Annotated in this window: 19 protein-coding genes and 1 tRNA gene; 17 read left to right on the top strand and 3 right to left on the bottom strand. The window is 69.0% G+C overall.

Annotated features, from left to right (window positions below; all coding sequences use genetic code 11):
• Window positions 1-62: 62 nt before the first annotated feature.
• Window positions 63-680, bottom strand: coding sequence for an ATP-dependent metallopeptidase FtsH/Yme1/Tma family protein (locus tag VI056_04700; GenBank protein HEY6202321.1), 618 nt, complete (start codon window positions 678-680; stop codon window positions 63-65).
• Between the two features lie 595 nt (window positions 681-1,275).
• Here VI056_04700 and VI056_04695 point away from each other — a divergent pair.
• From VI056_04695 to VI056_04660, 8 genes are all read left to right on the top strand, one after another.
• Window positions 1,276-1,348, top strand: a tRNA-Met gene (locus VI056_04695).
• Window positions 1,349-1,387: 39 nt separating this feature from the next.
• Window positions 1,388-2,779, top strand: coding sequence for a tRNA lysidine(34) synthetase TilS (gene tilS / locus VI056_04690; protein ID HEY6202320.1), 1,392 nt, complete (start codon window positions 1,388-1,390; stop codon window positions 2,777-2,779).
• Window positions 2,725-4,731, top strand: a complete 2,007-nt coding sequence (gene ftsH / locus VI056_04685; protein HEY6202319.1) for an ATP-dependent zinc metalloprotease FtsH — start codon at window positions 2,725-2,727, stop codon at window positions 4,729-4,731. The genes tilS and ftsH overlap by 55 nt, the downstream gene beginning before the upstream one ends.
• A gap of 134 nt (window positions 4,732-4,865) precedes the next feature.
• On the top strand, window positions 4,866-5,012 hold the full coding sequence (locus VI056_04680) for a hypothetical protein (protein ID HEY6202318.1): 147 nt from the start codon (window positions 4,866-4,868) through the stop codon (window positions 5,010-5,012).
• Between the two features lie 9 nt (window positions 5,013-5,021).
• Window positions 5,022-5,591 carry an RNA 2',3'-cyclic phosphodiesterase gene (thpR, locus tag VI056_04675; protein ID HEY6202317.1) on the top strand — a complete coding sequence of 190 codons (570 nt, stop codon included), beginning with the start codon at window positions 5,022-5,024 and terminating at the stop codon, window positions 5,589-5,591.
• Between the two features lie 187 nt (window positions 5,592-5,778).
• On the top strand, window positions 5,779-6,747 hold the full coding sequence (locus VI056_04670) for a hypothetical protein (GenBank protein HEY6202316.1): 969 nt from the start codon (window positions 5,779-5,781) through the stop codon (window positions 6,745-6,747).
• Complete coding sequence (locus tag VI056_04665) at window positions 6,744-7,451, top strand: DUF4395 family protein (GenBank protein HEY6202315.1); 708 nt, start codon at window positions 6,744-6,746, stop codon at window positions 7,449-7,451. Before VI056_04670 ends, VI056_04665 begins: the two co-directional genes overlap by 4 nt.
• Before the next feature lie 12 nt (window positions 7,452-7,463).
• The gene (locus VI056_04660) at window positions 7,464-7,952 is read left to right on the top strand and encodes a DnaJ family domain-containing protein (protein ID HEY6202314.1); all 489 of its coding nucleotides are present in this window, start codon (window positions 7,464-7,466) and stop codon (window positions 7,950-7,952) included.
• Here VI056_04660 and VI056_04655 read toward each other — a convergent pair.
• Window positions 7,949-8,416, bottom strand: a complete 468-nt coding sequence (locus VI056_04655) for a hypothetical protein (GenBank protein HEY6202313.1) — start codon at window positions 8,414-8,416, stop codon at window positions 7,949-7,951. The genes VI056_04660 and VI056_04655 overlap by 4 nt on opposite strands.
• A 429-nt stretch (window positions 8,417-8,845) precedes the next feature.
• Between VI056_04655 and VI056_04650 the strand changes: the two genes are divergently transcribed.
• From VI056_04650 to VI056_04615, 8 genes are read left to right on the top strand one after another with little or no spacing between them, the layout of a single operon-like run.
• Entirely contained in the window at window positions 8,846-10,315 is a 1,470-nt protein-coding gene (locus VI056_04650) for an anthranilate synthase component I family protein (protein ID HEY6202312.1), read from the top strand.
• Window positions 10,312-10,887, top strand: coding sequence for an aminodeoxychorismate/anthranilate synthase component II (locus VI056_04645; GenBank protein HEY6202311.1), 576 nt, complete (start codon window positions 10,312-10,314; stop codon window positions 10,885-10,887). Before VI056_04650 ends, VI056_04645 begins: the two co-directional genes overlap by 4 nt.
• A complete protein-coding gene (gene trpD / locus VI056_04640; protein HEY6202310.1) occupies window positions 10,874-11,911 on the top strand; it encodes an anthranilate phosphoribosyltransferase in 1,038 nt (345 codons plus the stop codon). Before VI056_04645 ends, trpD begins: the two co-directional genes overlap by 14 nt.
• Window positions 11,908-13,089, top strand: a complete 1,182-nt coding sequence (trpB, locus tag VI056_04635) for a tryptophan synthase subunit beta (protein ID HEY6202309.1) — start codon at window positions 11,908-11,910, stop codon at window positions 13,087-13,089. The genes trpD and trpB overlap by 4 nt, the downstream gene beginning before the upstream one ends.
• On the top strand, window positions 13,086-13,901 hold the full coding sequence (trpA, locus tag VI056_04630) for a tryptophan synthase subunit alpha (protein ID HEY6202308.1): 816 nt from the start codon (window positions 13,086-13,088) through the stop codon (window positions 13,899-13,901). The genes trpB and trpA overlap by 4 nt, the downstream gene beginning before the upstream one ends.
• Complete coding sequence (gene aroH, locus VI056_04625) at window positions 13,901-14,299, top strand: chorismate mutase (GenBank protein HEY6202307.1); 399 nt, start codon at window positions 13,901-13,903, stop codon at window positions 14,297-14,299. The genes trpA and aroH overlap by 1 nt, the downstream gene beginning before the upstream one ends.
• Complete coding sequence (aroF, locus tag VI056_04620; GenBank protein HEY6202306.1) at window positions 14,299-15,330, top strand: 3-deoxy-7-phosphoheptulonate synthase; 1,032 nt, start codon at window positions 14,299-14,301, stop codon at window positions 15,328-15,330. The genes aroH and aroF overlap by 1 nt, the downstream gene beginning before the upstream one ends.
• Window positions 15,327-16,145 (top strand): prephenate dehydrogenase, encoded by an 819-nt coding sequence (locus VI056_04615; GenBank protein HEY6202305.1) that lies wholly within the window; start codon window positions 15,327-15,329, stop codon window positions 16,143-16,145. Before aroF ends, VI056_04615 begins: the two co-directional genes overlap by 4 nt.
• Here the strand turns inward: VI056_04615 and aroA are convergent.
• The gene (aroA, locus tag VI056_04610; protein ID HEY6202304.1) at window positions 16,142-17,416 is read right to left on the bottom strand and encodes a 3-phosphoshikimate 1-carboxyvinyltransferase; all 1,275 of its coding nucleotides are present in this window, start codon (window positions 17,414-17,416) and stop codon (window positions 16,142-16,144) included. The two genes, VI056_04615 and aroA, sit on opposite strands and share 4 nt — an antisense overlap.
• A 29-nt stretch (window positions 17,417-17,445) precedes the next feature.
• Here aroA and VI056_04605 point away from each other — a divergent pair.
• Window positions 17,446-18,554: hypothetical protein (locus VI056_04605; protein ID HEY6202303.1), on the top strand; the 1,109-nt coding region annotated here is incomplete at its 3' end.

Genomic DNA, 18,554 nt, shown 5'->3' with positions numbered 1-18,554 from the left:
CGCAAGCACCTGATGACCGAAGAGGAGTTCCGCGCGCGCCTCGCCGCCGAACGTGCTGGCGATCAGCGAGACACGGACCTGCGGAACAAGTAGGTAAAGAACGCTCCGAGCAGGAGCACGGGCAGCAGGCTCAGGAAGATCGACCCGATAAGGGCAAACGACGAATCCTCAGCGCGGTAGTCGATGACGATCTGACGCGACGGGTTCGCAGCGTTGTAGTCCGCGAGGGTCTTTTGGAAGATCTCATCGCGGTCCGGCAGCGTGGTCTGATGTTTACCGCCGCTATGAAGGTCGAGTGTTGCTCTGTTGCCGATGATGGTCACCTTCGCGACCTGCCCCGCGTTGATCTCTTGGATCGCCTGTGACAACGCGACCGACGGTACGGCCGGGCTCTGCGAGCGATACGCGTACAGCAGTGCGAGTCCCATCACGACCAGCACCAAGGCGAGCAGGGCGGCCGTCATAGGGCTCCGGCCTGCCCGCGGTTGCCCGGTTGCCGCGATCGCCACCTCGCCCGAATCGCGGAAGCCGCTGCATCGACACGCTGCGCCGCCGACCTCGCGGTAGCAGTTCCTCTCGCTCGTGAGGTCGGCGCTCGCCAGCGTGCGCGCCGCAGCGCGATCGTGAAACGACCGCACGTGGCCGCACTCGGCGCAGATCGAGCGCGGATCGCCCGCCATCGGCGACACACTACCGCGCTGGTCCCATTGCACCGGAGTCGCCTGTTTGGTAGATGAGTGACGTGGCATACAAGCATCCGGCACGACAACGGGCTTACGGGCGCGAGTGGATGAAGCGAAACGCAGACAAGGCGCGCGAGGCGATGCGCCGATGGCGCGCTCGCAATCCCGAGCTCGTGCGTGAGCGACGCCGGAAGTACAAGCGAGCGGCTCGACTACGCGACGGGGCAACGATGAATGCCCAGAGAGCCGCGTACCTGGCGAGTCACCCAGAGGTCAGGCGCGCGAAGGAGCAGGCGTACCGTGCGCGAAGGATGGCGGCGCCCGGGTCATTCACTGGCGCCGAGTGGCGTGAGTTGGTCGCACGGTGGGGCAACGTATGCGCGTACCGTGGCGAGCCGGGTCCGCTCGAACCCGATCATCGTTTGCCGCTAACTCGGGGAGGCACGAACTTCATCGACAACATCCTGCCCGCCTGCCGCAACTGCAATGCGAGAAAGCACACGATGACTGAGGAAGAGTTCCGCGCTCGCCTTGCCGCCGAGGACGCGGCGGTCACGCCTTCGACAGTAGAATCGAGTGGCCAGAGCCCCTTGGCTGGGTAGCTCAGTTGGCAGAGCAAGGGACTCATAAGCCCTAGGTCGCGGGTTCAAGTCCCGCCCCAGCCACCGGTGTCAATCGGAGCGCCATCCAACATCGTCAGCACCGTGCGCGCGTACGCGCGCGCCCATTCGATCCTTCGCCCCGGTCCGATCGTCCTCGCCGTCTCTGGCGGCACCGATTCGACCGCGCTCTCGTTGCTCATGGCCGAGCTGCGCGAAGAGTTCGGACTCGTGCTCCACGTCGCGCACTTCGATCATCGCGCGCGTCCGCGTGCCGCGGCCGCCGACGCCGCGTTCGTCGCGGAGCTCGCGAACCACATCGGCGCGACGCTGCGCGTCGGTCGAGCGGACGCTCCGCCAAAGAACGAGGACGACGCGCGCAACTCTCGATACGACTTTCTGCGTCGCGTCGCACGTGATCTTGGCGCGACGGCGATCGCCACCGGTCATACGCGCGACGATCAAGCGGAGACCGTGCTTCTCCATCTCACGCGCGGCACCGGACTCGCGGGAATGGCCGGCATGCGGCCGGAGCGCGACGGCATCGTGCGCCCGCTACTCGCGATCGGTCGATCCGACACCGTCGCGGTGTGCGAAGCGGCACGGATCGCGCCGCGCGAAGACCCGACGAATCGCTCGCTGCGCTTCGCGCGCAACCGCATCCGCCTCCGCGTGCTGCCAGAGCTCACCAAACTGAATCCGGAGGTCACGAGCGCGATCGCGCGCCTCGCCGACGCCGCCGCAGCGATCGCCGACACCAAGGCGGAGCACGCTGAGGCGACGCTGGAGGGCGCGGAGAGCGACGACACGCTCGCCATCGACCGCCTGCCGCCCCAAAACGCCGCCCGCGGAGACGCGCTCGCGCTCTGGTGGGCGCGGCGTACGGGTCAGCGCCTCGTCGCGCGTCATCGTTCCGCGCTGGGAGAGCTCGTGGCGTCCACGAACGGCTCGCGATCCCTCGATCTGCCCGGCGGGCGAGCGCTCCGTGAATACAAGACGCTTCGGATCGTCGTTCGCGACGAGGAATCCGCGCCGGCCGACCGGGGATCCGCGCCGACGGATAAGAAGTCCCTAAGACACGGTCCGGTCACGCTCGAGCGCGGTCGCACGACGGACTGGCATGGTTGGCGCTTCGCATGGGATGTGAATATCGAAGGGGCGTCGCAGGTTGGTCTCATCGATGGGGAAAGCGTGATCGTTCGTGGGCGCCGGTCCGGAGATCGCATGAACGGTCCGCATGGTGCAAAGGTCCAGGATGTGTTCACGAACGCGAAGGTTCCTGCGCGCGACAGGGATGAATGGCCGTTGGTCACCGTCGACGACGCCGTTCTGTGGATCCCTGGGATCACACCCCCGCCGCGTTCCGGCCGATCGGCGCTCCGAGCGCTCCGAGTGGGGGATTACCCCTCAGGAATGACCCTTGGTAACCGCGAGCAGGTAGCATCGTTGAAAGAAGAGCGCCCACGGGGCACAGAGAGAGGCCGACCACGAACCTAGATAACCGCATCTTCAAGAACGGCATCCTGACCCTTCTTCTGGTGGTCATGGGGCTCGCGCTGCTGTACGCGTACCGCTCGCAGACGCCGGCGGTCGCCACGATCCCGCTGAGCCAGGCGGTGCAGGAGATCAACGGCGGGCAGGTCAAGAAAGTCACCATCGTCGCGAACAAGGCGACGCTGGAGCTGAACAACTCCACGAGCGAGAAACAGCAGACCACGCTGCCGGACCGCGACGAGATCTTCCAGAAGACTTTGTCGGACTACAACACGGCGAACCCGTCGCGGCAGGTCATCATCGACTATCAGACGGAGAGCGCGACGTTCTCAGTGATCGGCTCGATATTCCTGAGCCTATTGCCGGTGGTGCTCATCGGCGGCTTCTTCTTCTACATGATGCGGCAGGCCCAGGGCACGAATAACCAGGCGCTGTCGTTCGGAAAGAGCCGCGCGCGGATGTTCATCGGAAACAAGCCGACGACGACCTTTGAGGACGTCGCCGGTGTCGACGAGGCCAAGCAGGAGCTCTCGGAAGTGGTCGAGTTCCTGAAGTATCCGGAGAAGTTCTCGAGTCTCGGCGCGCGGATCCCGCGTGGCGTGCTGCTCGTCGGACCGCCCGGCACCGGCAAGACGATGCTCGCGCGCGCCGTCGCCGGCGAGGCCGGCGTGCCCTTCTTCTCGATCTCGGGCTCCGAGTTCGTCGAGATGTTCGTGGGCGTGGGCGCCTCGCGCGTCCGTGACTTGTTCGACCAGGCCAAGCGCAACGCACCGTGCATCGTGTTCATCGACGAGATCGACGCGGTCGGTCGCCAGCGTGGCGCCGGCCTCGGTGGATCGCACGACGAGCGCGAGCAGACGCTGAACCAGATCCTCGTCGAGATGGACGGCTTCGACACCGGCACGAACGTCATCGTTCTCGCGTCGACGAACCGTCCCGACGTTCTCGACCCGGCCCTTCTCCGTCCCGGCCGCTTCGACCGTCAGGTCGTGCTGGACCGCCCCGACATCCGGGGCCGTCGCGCGATCCTCGACGTGCACGTCCGCGGGAAGCCACTCGACAAGAACGTCGAGCTGCTCCGCATCGCGCAGATCTCACCCGGCTTCTCGGGCGCCGACCTCGCCAACGTCGTGAACGAGGCCGCGATCCTCGCCGCGCGCCGCAACAAGAAGACGATCGGCCAGATCGACTTCGAAGAGGCGCTCGAGAAGGTCGCCCTGGGTCCGGAACGCCGTTCGCGTGTCATCACCGAGAAAGAGAAGTGGATCGTGGCCTACCACGAGGCCGGCCACGCGCTCTGCTTCAAGCTGCTCAAGCACACCAACCCGGTGCACAAGATCTCGATCGTCGCCCGCGGAATGGCCATGGGCGTCACGTGGTCGCTCCCGCAGGAAGACCGGTACATGCGCACCAAGCGGGAGTTCGAGGACGACATCGCCGCCGCACTTGGCGGTTGGGTCGCCGAGCAGCTGCACCTCGGTGGTGACGCCACGACCGGTGCGAGCAACGACATCGAGAAGGCAACGCAGATGGCGCGGCAGATGGTCACCAAGTTCGGCATGAGCGAGAAGCTCGGCCCGCTCCAGTACGGCCGCAGCGATGAGCTCATCTTCCTGGGCCGACAGATCCAGGAAGAGCGGAATTACTCGGAGGAGATCGCGAAGATCATCGACGCCGAGGTCCATGACATCGTCGATCGCGCGCGCCAGCGTGCGTACGAAGTTCTCACGCAGAACCGCGACAAGCTCGATCTTGTCGTGCAGAAGCTCATCGCGCAGGAATCGCTCGAGGCCGAGGAGTTCGACGCGCTGTTCGACGAGCCCGGTGAGGAGACTCCGGTCGCGGCGATAACCGGTGGTCCTGACACGACCCCGCCCGGCACTCCCGCGGGCGAGCCAGAGCGTGAGAAGTCAAAAAAGGCCAAGGGTCCAGCCACAGCGCCGACGCCCGCCTAATAACGCACCGCGCCCGCGGGATTTCAGTCGTCGTTAAGGCTCAGAACTCGGCCCGTTTGGGCCGTTTATGACGTTCGGGTAACACGCTCGGGCGAGGAACATGCGGCACGCTGCTTGCTTAAGCGTCTGTCGGAATGAGTGCTCTGATCGCCGACACACGGGAACGCATCTCGCACAGCGAGCGCATCCGCACGACCGCGCTCGCGTGCTTCAGTGGCCTTCTCGGTGTGGTGTTCATCGCTCTGCTAGTCGCTGACGAGGCCCACGCCGCAGGGTTCTAACCTTCGCGCATACGGCTCTTCGTCGCGCTCCCACTCCCACCCGAGATCGCCGAGGCGGCGTTCCGCTGCGCTCCCGATCTTCCGGCGCTCCGCCGCGTGAAGCCGGAACTCATGCACGTCACGCTGGCGTTCCTCGGTCAAACACCTGACGAGCGGCTCGCGGACGTGACGGCCGCGGTCGAGGTGGCCGCGAGCGGCGTTACCGCGTTCGACATCGAGCTGGACCGCTCGGGTCGCTTCCCGCCCACCGGCCGACCACGGGTCGTGTGGCTGGGGATCGGCGCCGGCGCGCCGCAGCTGCTAGCGCTTGGTGGGCACCTCCGGGCCGAGCTTGGCCGCCGAACCATCGGATTCGACAGCAAACCGCTCCGAGCACACGTGACGATCGGACGCGCTCGAGAGGATGTGGACCTCGTGGACGCGCGAGCGATCGCTGCGGCCGTCGAGGCGATGCGTCTCCCGCATCTACGGTTCCGTGCGGACAATGTCGTCCTGTTCGAGAGCCGCCTCTCACCACGCGGCCCGAAATACACACCGCGCGCCGTCGTGCCACTTCGGGTCGGCGGCGTCACGGCCTAGACCGGCGGCGCTGGTCTGAAGCTCGCGCCTCCCGAGCGTGGTCGCGCAAGCTGACGAGCACGTCCGCGAGGTCGGCTGGATCAGATCCCTTGAGCTCGGGTCAGAACGCCCATCCCGGCCGATCGTATGGGCCAGGGTGCACGCATCTACGCGACCCGCGATTCCCGAGGACTAGCCTCGGAAATCGATGCAACCGATCGCGATCTTGTACGAGAACGAAGCCTGGATGGCCCCGCTGTTCGGAGCGCTTGACAGCGTTGGCGCGCCCTATGAGCGCGTGTTCGCGAACGAGCTGACCTTCGATCCCGCCGGGGCCGCGCCCGACTGGTCTCTCGCTGTCAACAAGGTGTCTCCATCGTCGTACCTCCGCGGTCACGCGCGAAGCATCGCCGTCGCGCGTGAGCTCCTGCCGCTGCTCGAGGGGCGCGGCACTCCGGTCGTGAACGGCAGCCGCGCGTTCGCGCTGGAGACGTCCAAAGCGCGCCAGCTCCTCCTACTTCGCCAGCTCGGCATCCGCGCGCCCGCAGCGCGCCTCATCACCGACCCGGCGCAGGCGCCGAGCGCCGCGAGCGAGCTGCGTTTTCCGATCATCGTGAAACCGAACGTCGGCGGGTCCGGAGCGCACATGCGTCGCTTTGGTTCGCCCGCGGAGCTCTCTGCCGGAGCTGCCCAGCTCGATCTCGGGCCCGACGGCACCGGCCTCGTTCAGGAATTCATCGAGAGCGAGGACGGCAGCAGCCGGCGCGTCGAATTCCTGGGTGGTGAATACCTCTACGCGATCCGCATCGCGAACGGGCCGGGGCAGGACTTCAACCTGTGCCCCGCGGACATCTGCCAGGTGCAGGAGATCGCGGAGTTCGACAACTGCGTCGTCGACGCGCCGGCCAAGAAGCGGCTCCGCATCGACGCGTTCGAGGCGCCGCGACCGATCCTCGACCTGGTGCTCCGCATCGCGCGGGTCGGCGGCCTCGACGTCGGTGGAGTGGAGTACCTCGTCGCTGCCCGCGACGGCCTGCCGTACGTGTACGACATCAACGCGCTGTCGAACTTCGTGACCGATGCGCCGTCGCTCGTGGGCTTCGATCCACACGAACGCTTCGCCCAGTGGCTCCTCGAACGCGCACGAGCGGGCACGCGCGAGGTGGTGGTCGCATGACGGCAGCCCTCGCGCGCACCGCCGATCCGTGGAAGGACACCGATGTGATCGATGCGCGTGCGCCGCGCACGAACCAGGCGATCGTCGGCACGCTGTCGCTGCTCGCGTTCGTGACGGGTTGGTGGCCGATCCTCGGTCTCCTCGCGGCGCAGCTCGCGATCGGTCTCAGATTCGGTCGGCGCTGGTGCCTGCCGTGCCTGCTCTACTTCGACGTGCTCCAACCTCGTTTCGGCGAAGGGCCGATCGAGGACAGCCGCCCGCCGCGGTTCGCGAACATGGTCGGCGTCGTCTTCCTCGGGAGTGCCACGCTCGCGCACGCACTCGGTCTTGCGACGATCGGCTGGGGTCTTGGTCTCCTCGTCGCCGCGCTGGCGCTGCTCGCGGCGACCACCGGGCTCTGCGTCGGCTGCGAGATCTACCGCATCGGCGCACGGGTGCGCGGCATCCGTCCGGGCAGCATCGCGCACGTCGATCTTGCCGAGATCGGCGCCGCCGGACGCAGCGGCGAGGTCGTCGTGCAGTTCACGCACCCGCTGTGCACGGATTGCCACACGCTCGAGCGCGAGCTCGTTGCCGCGGGACGCGACGTCTTCACGGTGGACGTGTCCCGGCGACCGGAGCTTGCTCGCAAGTACGGCGTCGCCCTGGTCCCGACCGCGGTCGCGGTCGCGCCCGGGGGCGTCGTCACCGCACGCATCGCCTGATACTTGAAGGCCGTGGACGACGGCCCGGCCGCGAGGCTGCGACGCATCGAACGCCGGATCGACGAGCAGATCCGCGAGCTTGCCGACATGGGCGAGCTCTCTAAGCTCCCAGGCGAGGGCGCGCCACTTCCCGACGACGATCCCGACGCCGGCGAGCGCTGGGCGGCGCGGCATCTGGCGAAGAACGCGAATCTCACGCCGGAGTTCGTCGAGCTGCGCCGCGAGATCGCGGGCCGGCGCGATCGCATCACCCGCCGCCTCCGCGCGCATCGCGACTGGCTGTCGGATCGCGCGGCGCTCCTCCGCGACCTTCCGGCCGAGCGGATCCTCGACACGGCTCGCGCCACGAGCGACTTCGACGCGCGTGTGGAGTCGGAGCTGCACGGCGCGCTTCGAGAGCTCAACGCGCTCGTCGCGCGCCATAACTTGAAGGTGCCGCTCGGGCTGCAAATCCCGCCACTCGCGCTCGAGCACCTGCGCGAGCGGTCCGAGCGCGACTAGGCGGCGCGCTCTCCGGGGGACCGGATCGCCGGTGGACGAACGGGCCCAAGCCGACGGTAGTTGGTGTACGCGTAGCGATCGCAGGCGATCTCAGCGGCGGCGCCCCAGCCGTGCGTGAGGTAAAGCCACCAGTGGCAGAACTCGTGGAGATAGAGGAACCGGATGACCTCCCGCCGCGTGCGGAAGAGCACGTTCGGCGAGCCCCAGGCGCCGAGATCGACCACTTCGCGGAACGGCCGGAATGGCTCAGGGACCTGGATGACGATCTCGGGGTGATCCCAGTACGTGAAGGCCTGCAGGTGCGGCCCGGTGCGGTAGCGCAGGGCCTTCACCGTGACCGTGTAGCCGGTCGCCGTGGGCAGGCCGCGGAGCGTCTCCCGCACCTTGGTCGGGGGATGGGTGGGCAGGGTGGACCGCACCGCCATGCGACCGGGGGGCCGACCAGACGCTCGTAAGTTCTTCACTTATCAACTGTACGGACCGGGCCTGCGCTACCGAGCCTGGGCGCAGACATGGCCAAAAACCGGCCATTTCGCTACGATGCCGGAAGCGTCGTTCGAGCGGGAACGAGTAGGTCGCGCGGACCGGGAAGCGAACCGGAGACGGTGAGAACCGGGACGGCGAGCGCGATTCGAATGGCTCTCGCGAGACGCCGCGGCGAAAGGGAACGAGTAGCCGCGGCCGGCAGCCCGCCGTTACCAACGGGCGCGCTGTTGACTGGGGTCCGGAGGCGGCCGGCGAAGCCGGGCGCTTCCGACATCAAGAAAGCAGCGGCGGAGGCCGGCGCAGCGATGCGGCGGCACGATCGGGTGGCACCACGAGCCCTCGTCCCGAGATCGGGCGGGGGCTATTTGTTTTCGGGAGCGAGCAGCGACCGAGGGGAGAAGAACGTGGTGATCAGCGCCGAAGCGGCCATCGAGCTCGTACCGGTCATGCGCGAGCGTCTCGCTGACCTCGAGACGCCGGTCTCCGCGTTCGCGAAGCTGCGCTCTCTCGGCGGCGCGTTCCTCCTCGAGTCGGCCGAAGGCGGTGAGCGCATGGGCCGTTACTCCTTCATCGGGGTCGCGCCGCGCGAAACCCTCTATTTCCGCGGCGGCGAGGTCACGCGTGAGGCGTGGACGACCGAGTTTCGTGACCCCCAGGGTCGCGGCGAGATCGGTTCGCGGCCGGCGCTCGACCCGATCGCGACGCTGCGCTCCGAACTCCGCCGCTATCGACGTCGTCCACACCCGGGCCTGCCGCGATTCAGCGGTGGTGCCGTTGGGTTCGTTGGGTACGAGACAGCGCGCCGCTTCGAGCGCCTCCCGGTGGCGGTACGTGATCCGTACGGTCCTTGGGGCTTACCCGAAATGGTCTTCGGCATCTACGACACCGTCGTCGCGTTCGACCACCTGAGGCACACCCTCACCGTACTGGCCCACGACGATGCGGCCCATCCCGGCGACGCCGCGCGATGGATCGATCGTGTTTTCGCGGCGCTTGACGCGCCGCTGCCGCCATTCGCGCGTACGCCCGCCGGAGAGGTTTCGATACGCGCGAACGGCACACCAGAGGAATACATGGCGCGCGTCTCGCGCGCTCGCGAGCTGATCGCCGATGGCGACTGCATCCAGATCGTGCTCGCGCAGCGATTTGACGTAACGCCCGCGCCGGATCCGCTCGCGCTGTATCGCGCGCTGCGACACGTGAATCCGTCGCCGTACATGTTCCTTCTCGAGACCATGTCGGCGACGCTAGTCGGCGCGTCGCCCGAGCCGTTCGTGCGCGTCGAAGGTGGGAAGGTCGTCATGCATCCGATCGCCGGCACGCGGCCGCGGGGCAAGGACGATGCGGAGGACGCGGCGAACGAGGCGGAGCTTCGCGCGTCCGAGAAGGAGCGTGCCGAACACGTCATGCTTGTCGACCTCGCGCGCAACGACATCGGTCGCGTTTCGCGGCCTGGAACGGTCAAGGTGAAGGAACTGATGCGCGTGGATCGTTTCTCGCACGTCATGCATCTCACCTCCGTCGTCGAAGGCGAGCTCAAGCCGGAGCTTGACGCACTCGATGCGTTCCGGGCGTGCTTCCCGGCGGGCACCGTCTCCGGCGCGCCGAAGATCCGCGCGATGGAGCGCATCGCCGAGCTCGAGACGGATCAGCGCGGACCGTACGCGGGCGCGGTCGGCTACCTGGGTTTCGACGGTGCGCTCGACACCTGCATCACGATCCGCACAGCGACGATCGCACGCGGCGTGTGCCGCATCCAGGCAGGTGCCGGCATCGTCGCCGACTCGGAACCCGCGGCGGAGGAGGCCGAGACGCGTGCGAAAGCGCGCGCGCTGCTGCGCGCGGTGGAGCTCGCGGGTGGGGAGCTGTCCCGATGACGTCAGTGCTCCTCGTCGACAACTACGACAGCTTCACCTACAACCTCGCGCAAGCGATGGGCGCACTCGGCGCGGTCGTGGATGTGGTGCGTGCCGACGACCCGCGCCTACAGGCGGCGATGGATGCGCGACCTGATCGGCTGGTGATCTCGCCCGGTCCCGGCCGCCCCGAAGCCGCGGGTCGGTCGCCATCGCTGGTGCGCGAAGCTCCGGAGCGCGGCATCCCGACGCTCGGCGTGTGCCTTGGCCTGCAGTGCGCCGCGATAGCGTTCGGAGCGCGCGTCGTGCGCGCGCCCGAGCCGCGACATGGCAAGACCTCGTTCGTACGCCATGACGGCAAAGGGATCTTCACTGGCGTCCCGGACCCGACCGAGGCGACGCGCTACCACTCGCTGATGGTCGAGGAAGCGTCTCTGCCCTCGGATCTCGCCGTCACGGCGCGCAGCGACGACGGGGTCGTGATGGCGCTGCGCCACGCACGGTTGCCGCTCGAGGCGGTCCAGTTCCACCCAGAATCCGTCCTTACGAAGGACGGGATGCTGATGTTGGAGAACTTCCTTGGACGCGCGTGAGGCGATCGCGGTCGTCGTGTCCGGCAAGACGCTGAGCCGAGCAGAAGCCGAATCGGCGATGGGCTCGGTCATGGCGGGCGAGGCCACTCCGGCGCAGCTTGGCGCGCTCCTCGCGGCGCTGAGCATGCGCGGCGAGACGCCGGATGAGATCGCCGGATTCGCGAGCGCCCTGCGCGCGAACGCGCTTCAGGTCGTGGTCGAGGACGGCGCGATCGACGTCGTCGGGACCGGCGGCGATCGCTCGAACAGCATCAACATCTCGACCATCACCGCGCTCGTCGTCGCGGGCGCGGGCGGGCGCGTGGCGAAGCACGGCAACCGCGCCGCGTCGAGCCAGTGCGGCAGCGCGGACGTGCTCGAAGCGCTCGGCGTGAAGATCGACCTCGGCCCCGAAGGCGTCGCAGCGTGCGTGCGCGAGGCGGGCGTCGGCTTCATGTTCGCCCCGCGCTTCCACCCCGCGATGCGCCACGCCGGACCCGTCCGGCGCGAGATCGGCATCCGCACAGCGTTCAACGTGCTCGGTCCGCTCGCGAATCCCGCCGGCGTGCGTCGCTATCTGCTCGGCGTCCCGAGCGTCGCGCTCGGCGAGACGATGGCACGCGCGCTCGTCGAGCTCGGCGCGGAGCGCGCGCTGGTCGTGTACGGGACGGACGGCCTCGACGAGATCAGCCCGTCCGCAGAGACCCGCACGTGGGAGGTATCGGCGAGTGGCGTGCGCGACGGGTCGATCAATCCAGAGGACTTCGGTCTGGCGCGCGCGACGCGCGCTGAGATCACCGGTGGCGATCCGGCGACGAATGCCGCCATCGCGCGCCGCGTGCTGGACGGCGAGCCCGGCGGAGCGCGGACGGCAGTCCTGATGAACGCCGCCGCGGCCTGCTACGTCGCCGGACTCGCGGGCAGCGTGCGTGAGGGCGTCGACATCGCATCCCGCGCGATCGACGGAGGCAAGGCGCGCCAGACCCTGGTGCGCTTCGCGGTGAAGAGCCAGCTCATCGGCGCCGCGGAGGCGGCGACGGCATGAACGCGCGTGGCCGCTACGGCCAGTTCGGTGGTCAGTTCCTGCCGGAGACCCTCATGCCCGCGATCGCCGAGCTCGAGGCGGCGTTCGATGCGGCGCGGGCGGACGAGGCGTTCCAGCAGGAGCTCGACCGACTCCTTCGCGAGTGGGTCGGCCGGCCGACGCCGCTCTCGGATGCGTCGCGACTCGCGAAGCTCGTTGGGCTCCGGCGCGTGATGCTCAAGCGCGAGGATCTGACCCATACCGGCGCGCACAAGATCAACAGCGCGCTCGGGCAGGCGCTTCTCGCGCGGCGGATGGGGAAGCAGCGCATCGTCGCGGAGACCGGAGCGGGACAGCACGGTGTCGCCAGCGCGGCCGCGTGCGCGCTCCTTGGGCTCGAGTGCGTGGTGTACATGGGCACCGAGGACATGCACCGGCAGGCCCCGAACGTGTTCCGCATGCGCCTCCTCGGCGCGGAGGTGCGCGCCGTCGATGCGGGTAGCCGCACGCTGAAGGACGCGGTGAACGAAGCCATCCGCGACTGGGTGACGAACGTGCGCACGACGTACTACCTGCTCGGCTCGGCGATCGGGCCGCACCCGTACCCGACGATGGTGCGCGAGTTCCAGAGGGTCATCGGACGCGAGGCGCGCGCGCAGTGGCTGGAGCGGGTCGGCACGCTGCCGAGCGTCGTCGTCGCGTGCGTCGGCGGTGGCTCGAACGCCATCGGGATGTTCAGCGCGTTCCTGGACGACGCTGAAGTGCGGCTGCGTGGCGTCGAGGCCGGCGGTCTGGGCGTCGAGAGCGGGAAGCACGCCGCATCGATCGGCGGCGGTCGTGTCGGCGTGCTGCACGGCACGCGTAGCTACGTGCTGCAGGACGAGCACGGGCAGATCCGCGAGACGCATTCGGTCTCCGCCGGCCTCGACTATCCCGGCGTGGGGCCGGAGCACGCGTACCTGCACGAGACGGGTCGCGTCGAGTACGTGTCGCGGACCGACGCGGAGGCACTCGACGCGTTCGAGCTGCTCTCGAAGACCGAGGGCATCATCCCCGCGCTCGAGCCCGCGCACGCGATCGCGGATCTCGCGCACATCCGCGTCCGCTACGGGCATGAGACGGACGTGCTGGTGTGTCTGTCGGGTCGGGGCGATAAGGACCTCGAGTCCGTGATGCGCGCACGGGGGGACGCGAAGTGACCGTCGCCGTGACAGGCGCGATGCGCGTCGAGCGCGCATTCGCGCGCGCACGGGAGGAGCGGCGGCTCGCCATCCTCGTGTATCTCACCGTCGGCTATCCGGATCGCTCGTCGACCGGCGCGCTCCTTCGCGCGGCGCTGGACGGCGGGGCGGACGTGCTCGAGCTCGGCGTGCCGTTCAGCGATCCGCTTGCCGATGGCACGACGGTCCAGCGCGCCAGCGAGGCGGCCCTTCGGAGCGGCATCACGCTCAGGGATTGCCTGTCCGAGGCCGCAACCGTCGTGTACGAGCGTGACGCGGCGGTCCTGCTCATGGGCTACACCAATCCCTTCATGCAGTACGGATTCGAGAACCTGGCCGCAGCCGGGGCACGCGCGGGCATCGCGGGCGTCATCGTCCCCGACATGCCCGCGGAGGAGAGTGCCGAGCTCGACGCGGCGTTCGCATCAGCGGGTCTGCTGCGCATCGACCTCTACGCGCCGACGACCCCGAACGAGCGCCTCGCAAAGCTCCTGCCGCATGCTCGCGGGTTCGTCTACTGCGTGTCCCTCACCGGCGTGACCGGCGCGCGCCGCGCGCTCGCGAACGATGTCGCCGAATTCGTCGGTCGCGTGCGCGCGCACACCAGCCTGCCGATCGTTGTCGGCTTCGGCATCAGCACGCCCGAGCATGTGTCCGCGCTGCGCGGCATCGCGGACGGGATCGCCGTCGGCAGCGCGGCGATCGACGTGGTCACGAACGCTCCGACGGAGCGGCGCCCCGACGCGCTGCGCGAGTTCGTCGCATCGCTTGCGGCGGCGGGACGTTCCTGATGGCGGTCCGAGGCGTGCGCGGCGCGACGACCATCCGCGCGAACGAGCAGAAGGCGATCTTCGATGGCACGGCGGAGCTGCTCCGCGTCCTGACCGAGCTCAATGGCCTGCGTCCGGACGACATCGGCTACGTGTGGTTCACCGTGACGCCGGATCTCGACGCCGCTTTTCCCGCGGACGCCGCACGCGCCGGCCTCGGTTGGACGGACGTACCGCTGATCTGCGGCCGGGAGATACCGGTGCCGAGCGCTCTCGGGATGTGCGTGCGCGTCCTCATCGCGTGGAACACGTCGAAGTCGCAGAAGGAGATCCGGCACGCATTCCTCCGGGGCGCGAAGGCGCTTCGCCCGGCGTGGGCAGTCGAGCTTCCGAACGATGCGCGCGGCGGGGGCCGCTAGTGCTCGTCGTGATGAAGCGCGGCGCGTCGCAGCGCGAGATCGACGCGGTCGTCGCGCGCATCCAGGAGTTCGGCATCACGCCGATCTCGCTGCCTGGGCAGGAGCGCATGGCGATCGGCACGTTCGGCACGACGTCGCGCGCGGCGGCCGAGGCGGTGGAGTCGCTGCCGGGCGTCGCCGAGGTCGTGCCGGTCAGTCGCCCGTTCAAGCTCGCATCCCGCGAGGTCATTCCGGATGACACGGTCGTGCGCATCGGGAACGTGCCCGTCGGCGCGGGCGCACCGCTCGCGATCATGGCTGGGCCGTGCTCGGTCGAGTCGCGCGAGCAGACACTCGAGACCGCGCGGGCCGTGCGGGCGGCCGGCGCGACGATCCTGCGCGGTGGCGCGTTCAAGCCGCGCTCCTCGCCGTACAACTTCCGTGGACTCGGCGCGGCGGGTCTGGACATCCTCGAGGAGGCGCGCGCGGAAACGGGGCTCGCGATCGTGACCGAGGTCCTCACGCCGGGCGACGTCGAAGCGGTCGCGCGCGTCGCCGACTGCCTGCAGATCGGCGCGCGCAACATGCAGAACTACGCGCTGCTCGACGAGGTGGGCGATCAGCCGAAGCCGGTGCTGCTCAAGCGCGGCATGGCGGCGACGATCGAGGAGCTCCTGCTCGCCGCGGAGTACGTGCTCGCACGCGGGAACCGGAACGTCGTCCTGTGCGAGCGCGGTATCCGCACCTTCGAGAAGTACACCCGCAACACGTTCGACGTGAACGCCATCCCGCTCCTGAAGCGCCTCACGCATCTTCCCGTCGTCGGCGATCCCTCGCACGGGACTGGGAAGTGGTACCTCGTCGCGCCGGTGGCCCTCGCGGCGGTCGCCGCCGGAGCCGACGGCCTCATCGTCGAGGTGCATCCGAGCCCCGACCACGCCCTGTCCGACGGCTTCCAGTCGCTCACGTTCGAGAACTTCGCGGCGCTCGTCGGTCGCGCGAGCGCGGTCGCGCGCGCCGTCGGACGCGAACCGGTCGCGGCGCGCGCGTGAACATCGGGGTCGCGGGGCTCGGCCTCATCGGCGGCTCGCTCGCGCTCGCACTGAAGGAGCACCACCGCGTCACCGGCTTCGACACCGATCCGAAGACCCGCGACGCCGCTCGCGCCGCCGGGATCGACGTCGCAGGAGCACTCGAGGCGCTCCTGCCCGCCGACGCGGTGATCGTCGCGACGCCGATGCACGCCGTCGTGCCAACACTCGAGGCGCTCGCGCCGCGCGCCGGCACCGCTGTCCTTCTCGATGTCGCATCCGTGCGCGGGCCCGTGGAGACGTTCGCGGCATCCGCTGCCGCGGACTGCCGCATCATCGGACTTCATCCGATGGCCGGTCGCAGCGGCGCCGGGTTCGGCGCGGCGTCGGCCGAGCTGCTCAAGCGGCGCCCGTTCCTGGTGGTGCCGACGGCGCGCTCGGACAGCGCGGCGATGGCGCTCGCGGGCACGATCGCGCGTGACGCCGGTGGCGAGGTGACCGTCTGCTCCGCGGCGCAGCACGACCGCATCGTGGCGGTCCTTTCCGCTGTTCCACTTACGTTCGCGGCAGCACTGGCGCTCACCGCTGCCGAGACGGTCGACGGCAACCTCGCATCGCTCAGCGGTCCGGGCTTCGGCGACAGCACACGCCTCGCACTCACGTCACCGGATCTTGGCAGCGCGATGCTGCTCGCGAATGGCGAGAACGTGCGCGCCGCGCTCGCGCGCGCCCGCGCGATCCTTGATGAGGTCGACCGCGCGATCGCGTCTGGAGACGCAGCGGCCCTGAACGCGATCCTCGAACGCGCCGCGCAGGCGCGCCGCGCGCTGAGCTAGCGGGAGAGCTCCCTCAGGACCTCGTAGAAGTCGGGGAAGGTCTTACCCACAGACGACCATCCTTTGATCGCGACGCCCGGCACCTGCAGACCGAGCACCGAGAACGCCATCGCGATCCGATGGTCGCCCGCGGCGTCGACGACGCCGTCGTGCAGCGGGGTGGGCTCGATACGGATCGCATCGCGGTAGGCCTGTGCTCGTCCGCCGAGTGCGTTGATGCCGGCCGCGACGGCCGCGACGCGGTCGCTCTCCTGCGCGCGCGTGTGTGCGATGCCCGTCAGCTCCGTCGGCGTCTCTGCCTGCGTCGCGATCACGGCGAGGGTGGGGAAGGTGTCGGAGCAGTCCATGACGTTGGCGACGATGCCGTTGAGCCGTCCGTCGCGCCGCACGGTGACGCTGTCGCCGCGACGCTGCACCCGGCAGCCCATGGTCTCGATCAGCTCGAAGAAGCGCGCATCGCCTTGACCGCCGCGCTCCACGCGGGCGCGCGCGTTCGTGATCGTGACCCAGCCACCGAGGATCGCGGCGGCCGCCGCGGGATACGTCGCCGCGGTGACGTCGCCTGGGATCTCGAGCGAGCGGCCTCGGAGCTTCTGAGGGCCGATGGCGACCTCACGCCCCGACGGCCGCTCGACGCGCACGCCGCGTGACTCCAGTGCCGAAACGCTGAGATCCACGAACGGCGCCGATACAAGCGGACCAGCGATGCGAAGGTGGAGCCCGTCTCGCATACGCGCGCCGACGAGGATCAGCGCCGACGCGAACTGGCTCGACTCGTGCCCGGGCACATCGACCTCGCCGCCCACGAGCGGACCGCGCACGGTGAGCGGCAGAGCTTCGACGTCGATCGTCGCGCCGAGCTTTCGGAGCGCGGTCACTAGCGTGGCCATCGGACGCGCGCGCATGCGAGGCGCACCGTCGATGTGCACCTCACGCGCGCCGAGCGCGGCGACGGCGGTGCCGAAGCGCGCGACCGTGCCGGCCTCCTGCGCGTCGACGACTGCGTCTTTCGCGGGTTGCGCGTCGCCCGCGCCGGTGACGGCGATCGTTGCTCCGTCCCAGCTGACCAGGTAGCCCATGTCGGCGAGGGCCGTCGCCATAGCGCGCACGTCGGCGCCCGGATCGAGCGGGCCGAGCTCGAGACGCGAGCGACCGTGCGCGATCGCGGACAGGACGAGCTCGCGGTTCGCGACGCTCTTCGAGGCGGGCACGCGAACGCGTTTGTCGACGAGCGGGTGGCGTACTGGAGCGATCGGGTGGATGTCCTGCACGGGGTGCGAGGATTATGTCCGCAAGCTGTATGTACACGCCCGGAGAGCGACTCGGCCAAGCGGTCGTCGTGATGGTGGGCCTGATCTTCGCCATCGCGGTGAGTGGCTTCATCCTGCGCGGCGGACCCGGGGACGTCGGCGTCGGCGCGAGCCCGACACCGGCGGCGTCGCCGACCACGAAAGCGCCCGACGTGAAGTTCACGCAGGACACCTGCTGCACGCAGACCGCGCGGTCGATGCGCGCGACATGGGAGTCGAGCGAGAAGGTGCAGAAGGCGGCGTTCCAGCTCCTCCCCGACCCGGGCTTTCCGTGCGCGACATCGCTCGATGCGTCGGGGATGAAAGGCGTGCTCAGCTGCCAGGGGCTGATCCGCGGCGCGACGGACTACACGGCGACGCTCTCGCTCACGGTCGGCCGCGACACGTTCCGCTACGACCAGAAATTCAGGACGATGGGCGACAAGCTCACCGACGTGAAGTGGTTCACGGAATTCGAGAACCCGACGGGCGATCCGCTCGCGTGCGCGGCCGCGAGCATCCGCATCGTGCAGAACTACACCGCGAAGCAGGACCCACAGACCGCCGAGCAGATCCTCTCGACGGCGAGGTCCTACAACAAGAGCCGCGATCCGGGGCTCGATCCCGTCGCGATCGCGACGATCCAGAAGCGGCTCGATCCGAACAACAACTATCACTACTACCGCTTCGCCACGCGCGAGGAGGCCACGAAGTCCGCGGTCTACTGGCTCGTGCGCAGCGGGAAGCCGGTGCATGTCGTTTCGCTCGCCGGCCAGCACGACCCGTTGCTCGTCGGTTTCACGGGCGTGTTCGGCACGTTCTACGACGACCCGGCCAACAAGATCGACCAGGTCATCGTCGAGGACCCGCAGCGTGGCGACATGCGGCCGGAGACCGCGAGCCGGCGGCCGGACAAGTACCGCACGCCCGGCTTCCAGACCGGACAGCCGATCGGCCTCGACGAGTGGTACGGCGACGAGTGGTGGCTGCGCTTCACTTACGCCGGCGTCGTGTCCGGCATCAACATCGACCGCAACGACGGCGCGTACACGACGCCGCACTGGGCGGGTCAGTTCGTGCTCCTCGTCGACGACGCCGATTCCGAATGGCCCTCAGACCG

The organism is Candidatus Limnocylindria bacterium, assembly GCA_036523395.1.
Taxonomy (GTDB): Bacteria; Chloroflexota; Limnocylindria; order P2-11E; family P2-11E; genus CF-39.
This window is presented reverse-complemented; position numbering and strand designations above follow the sequence as displayed.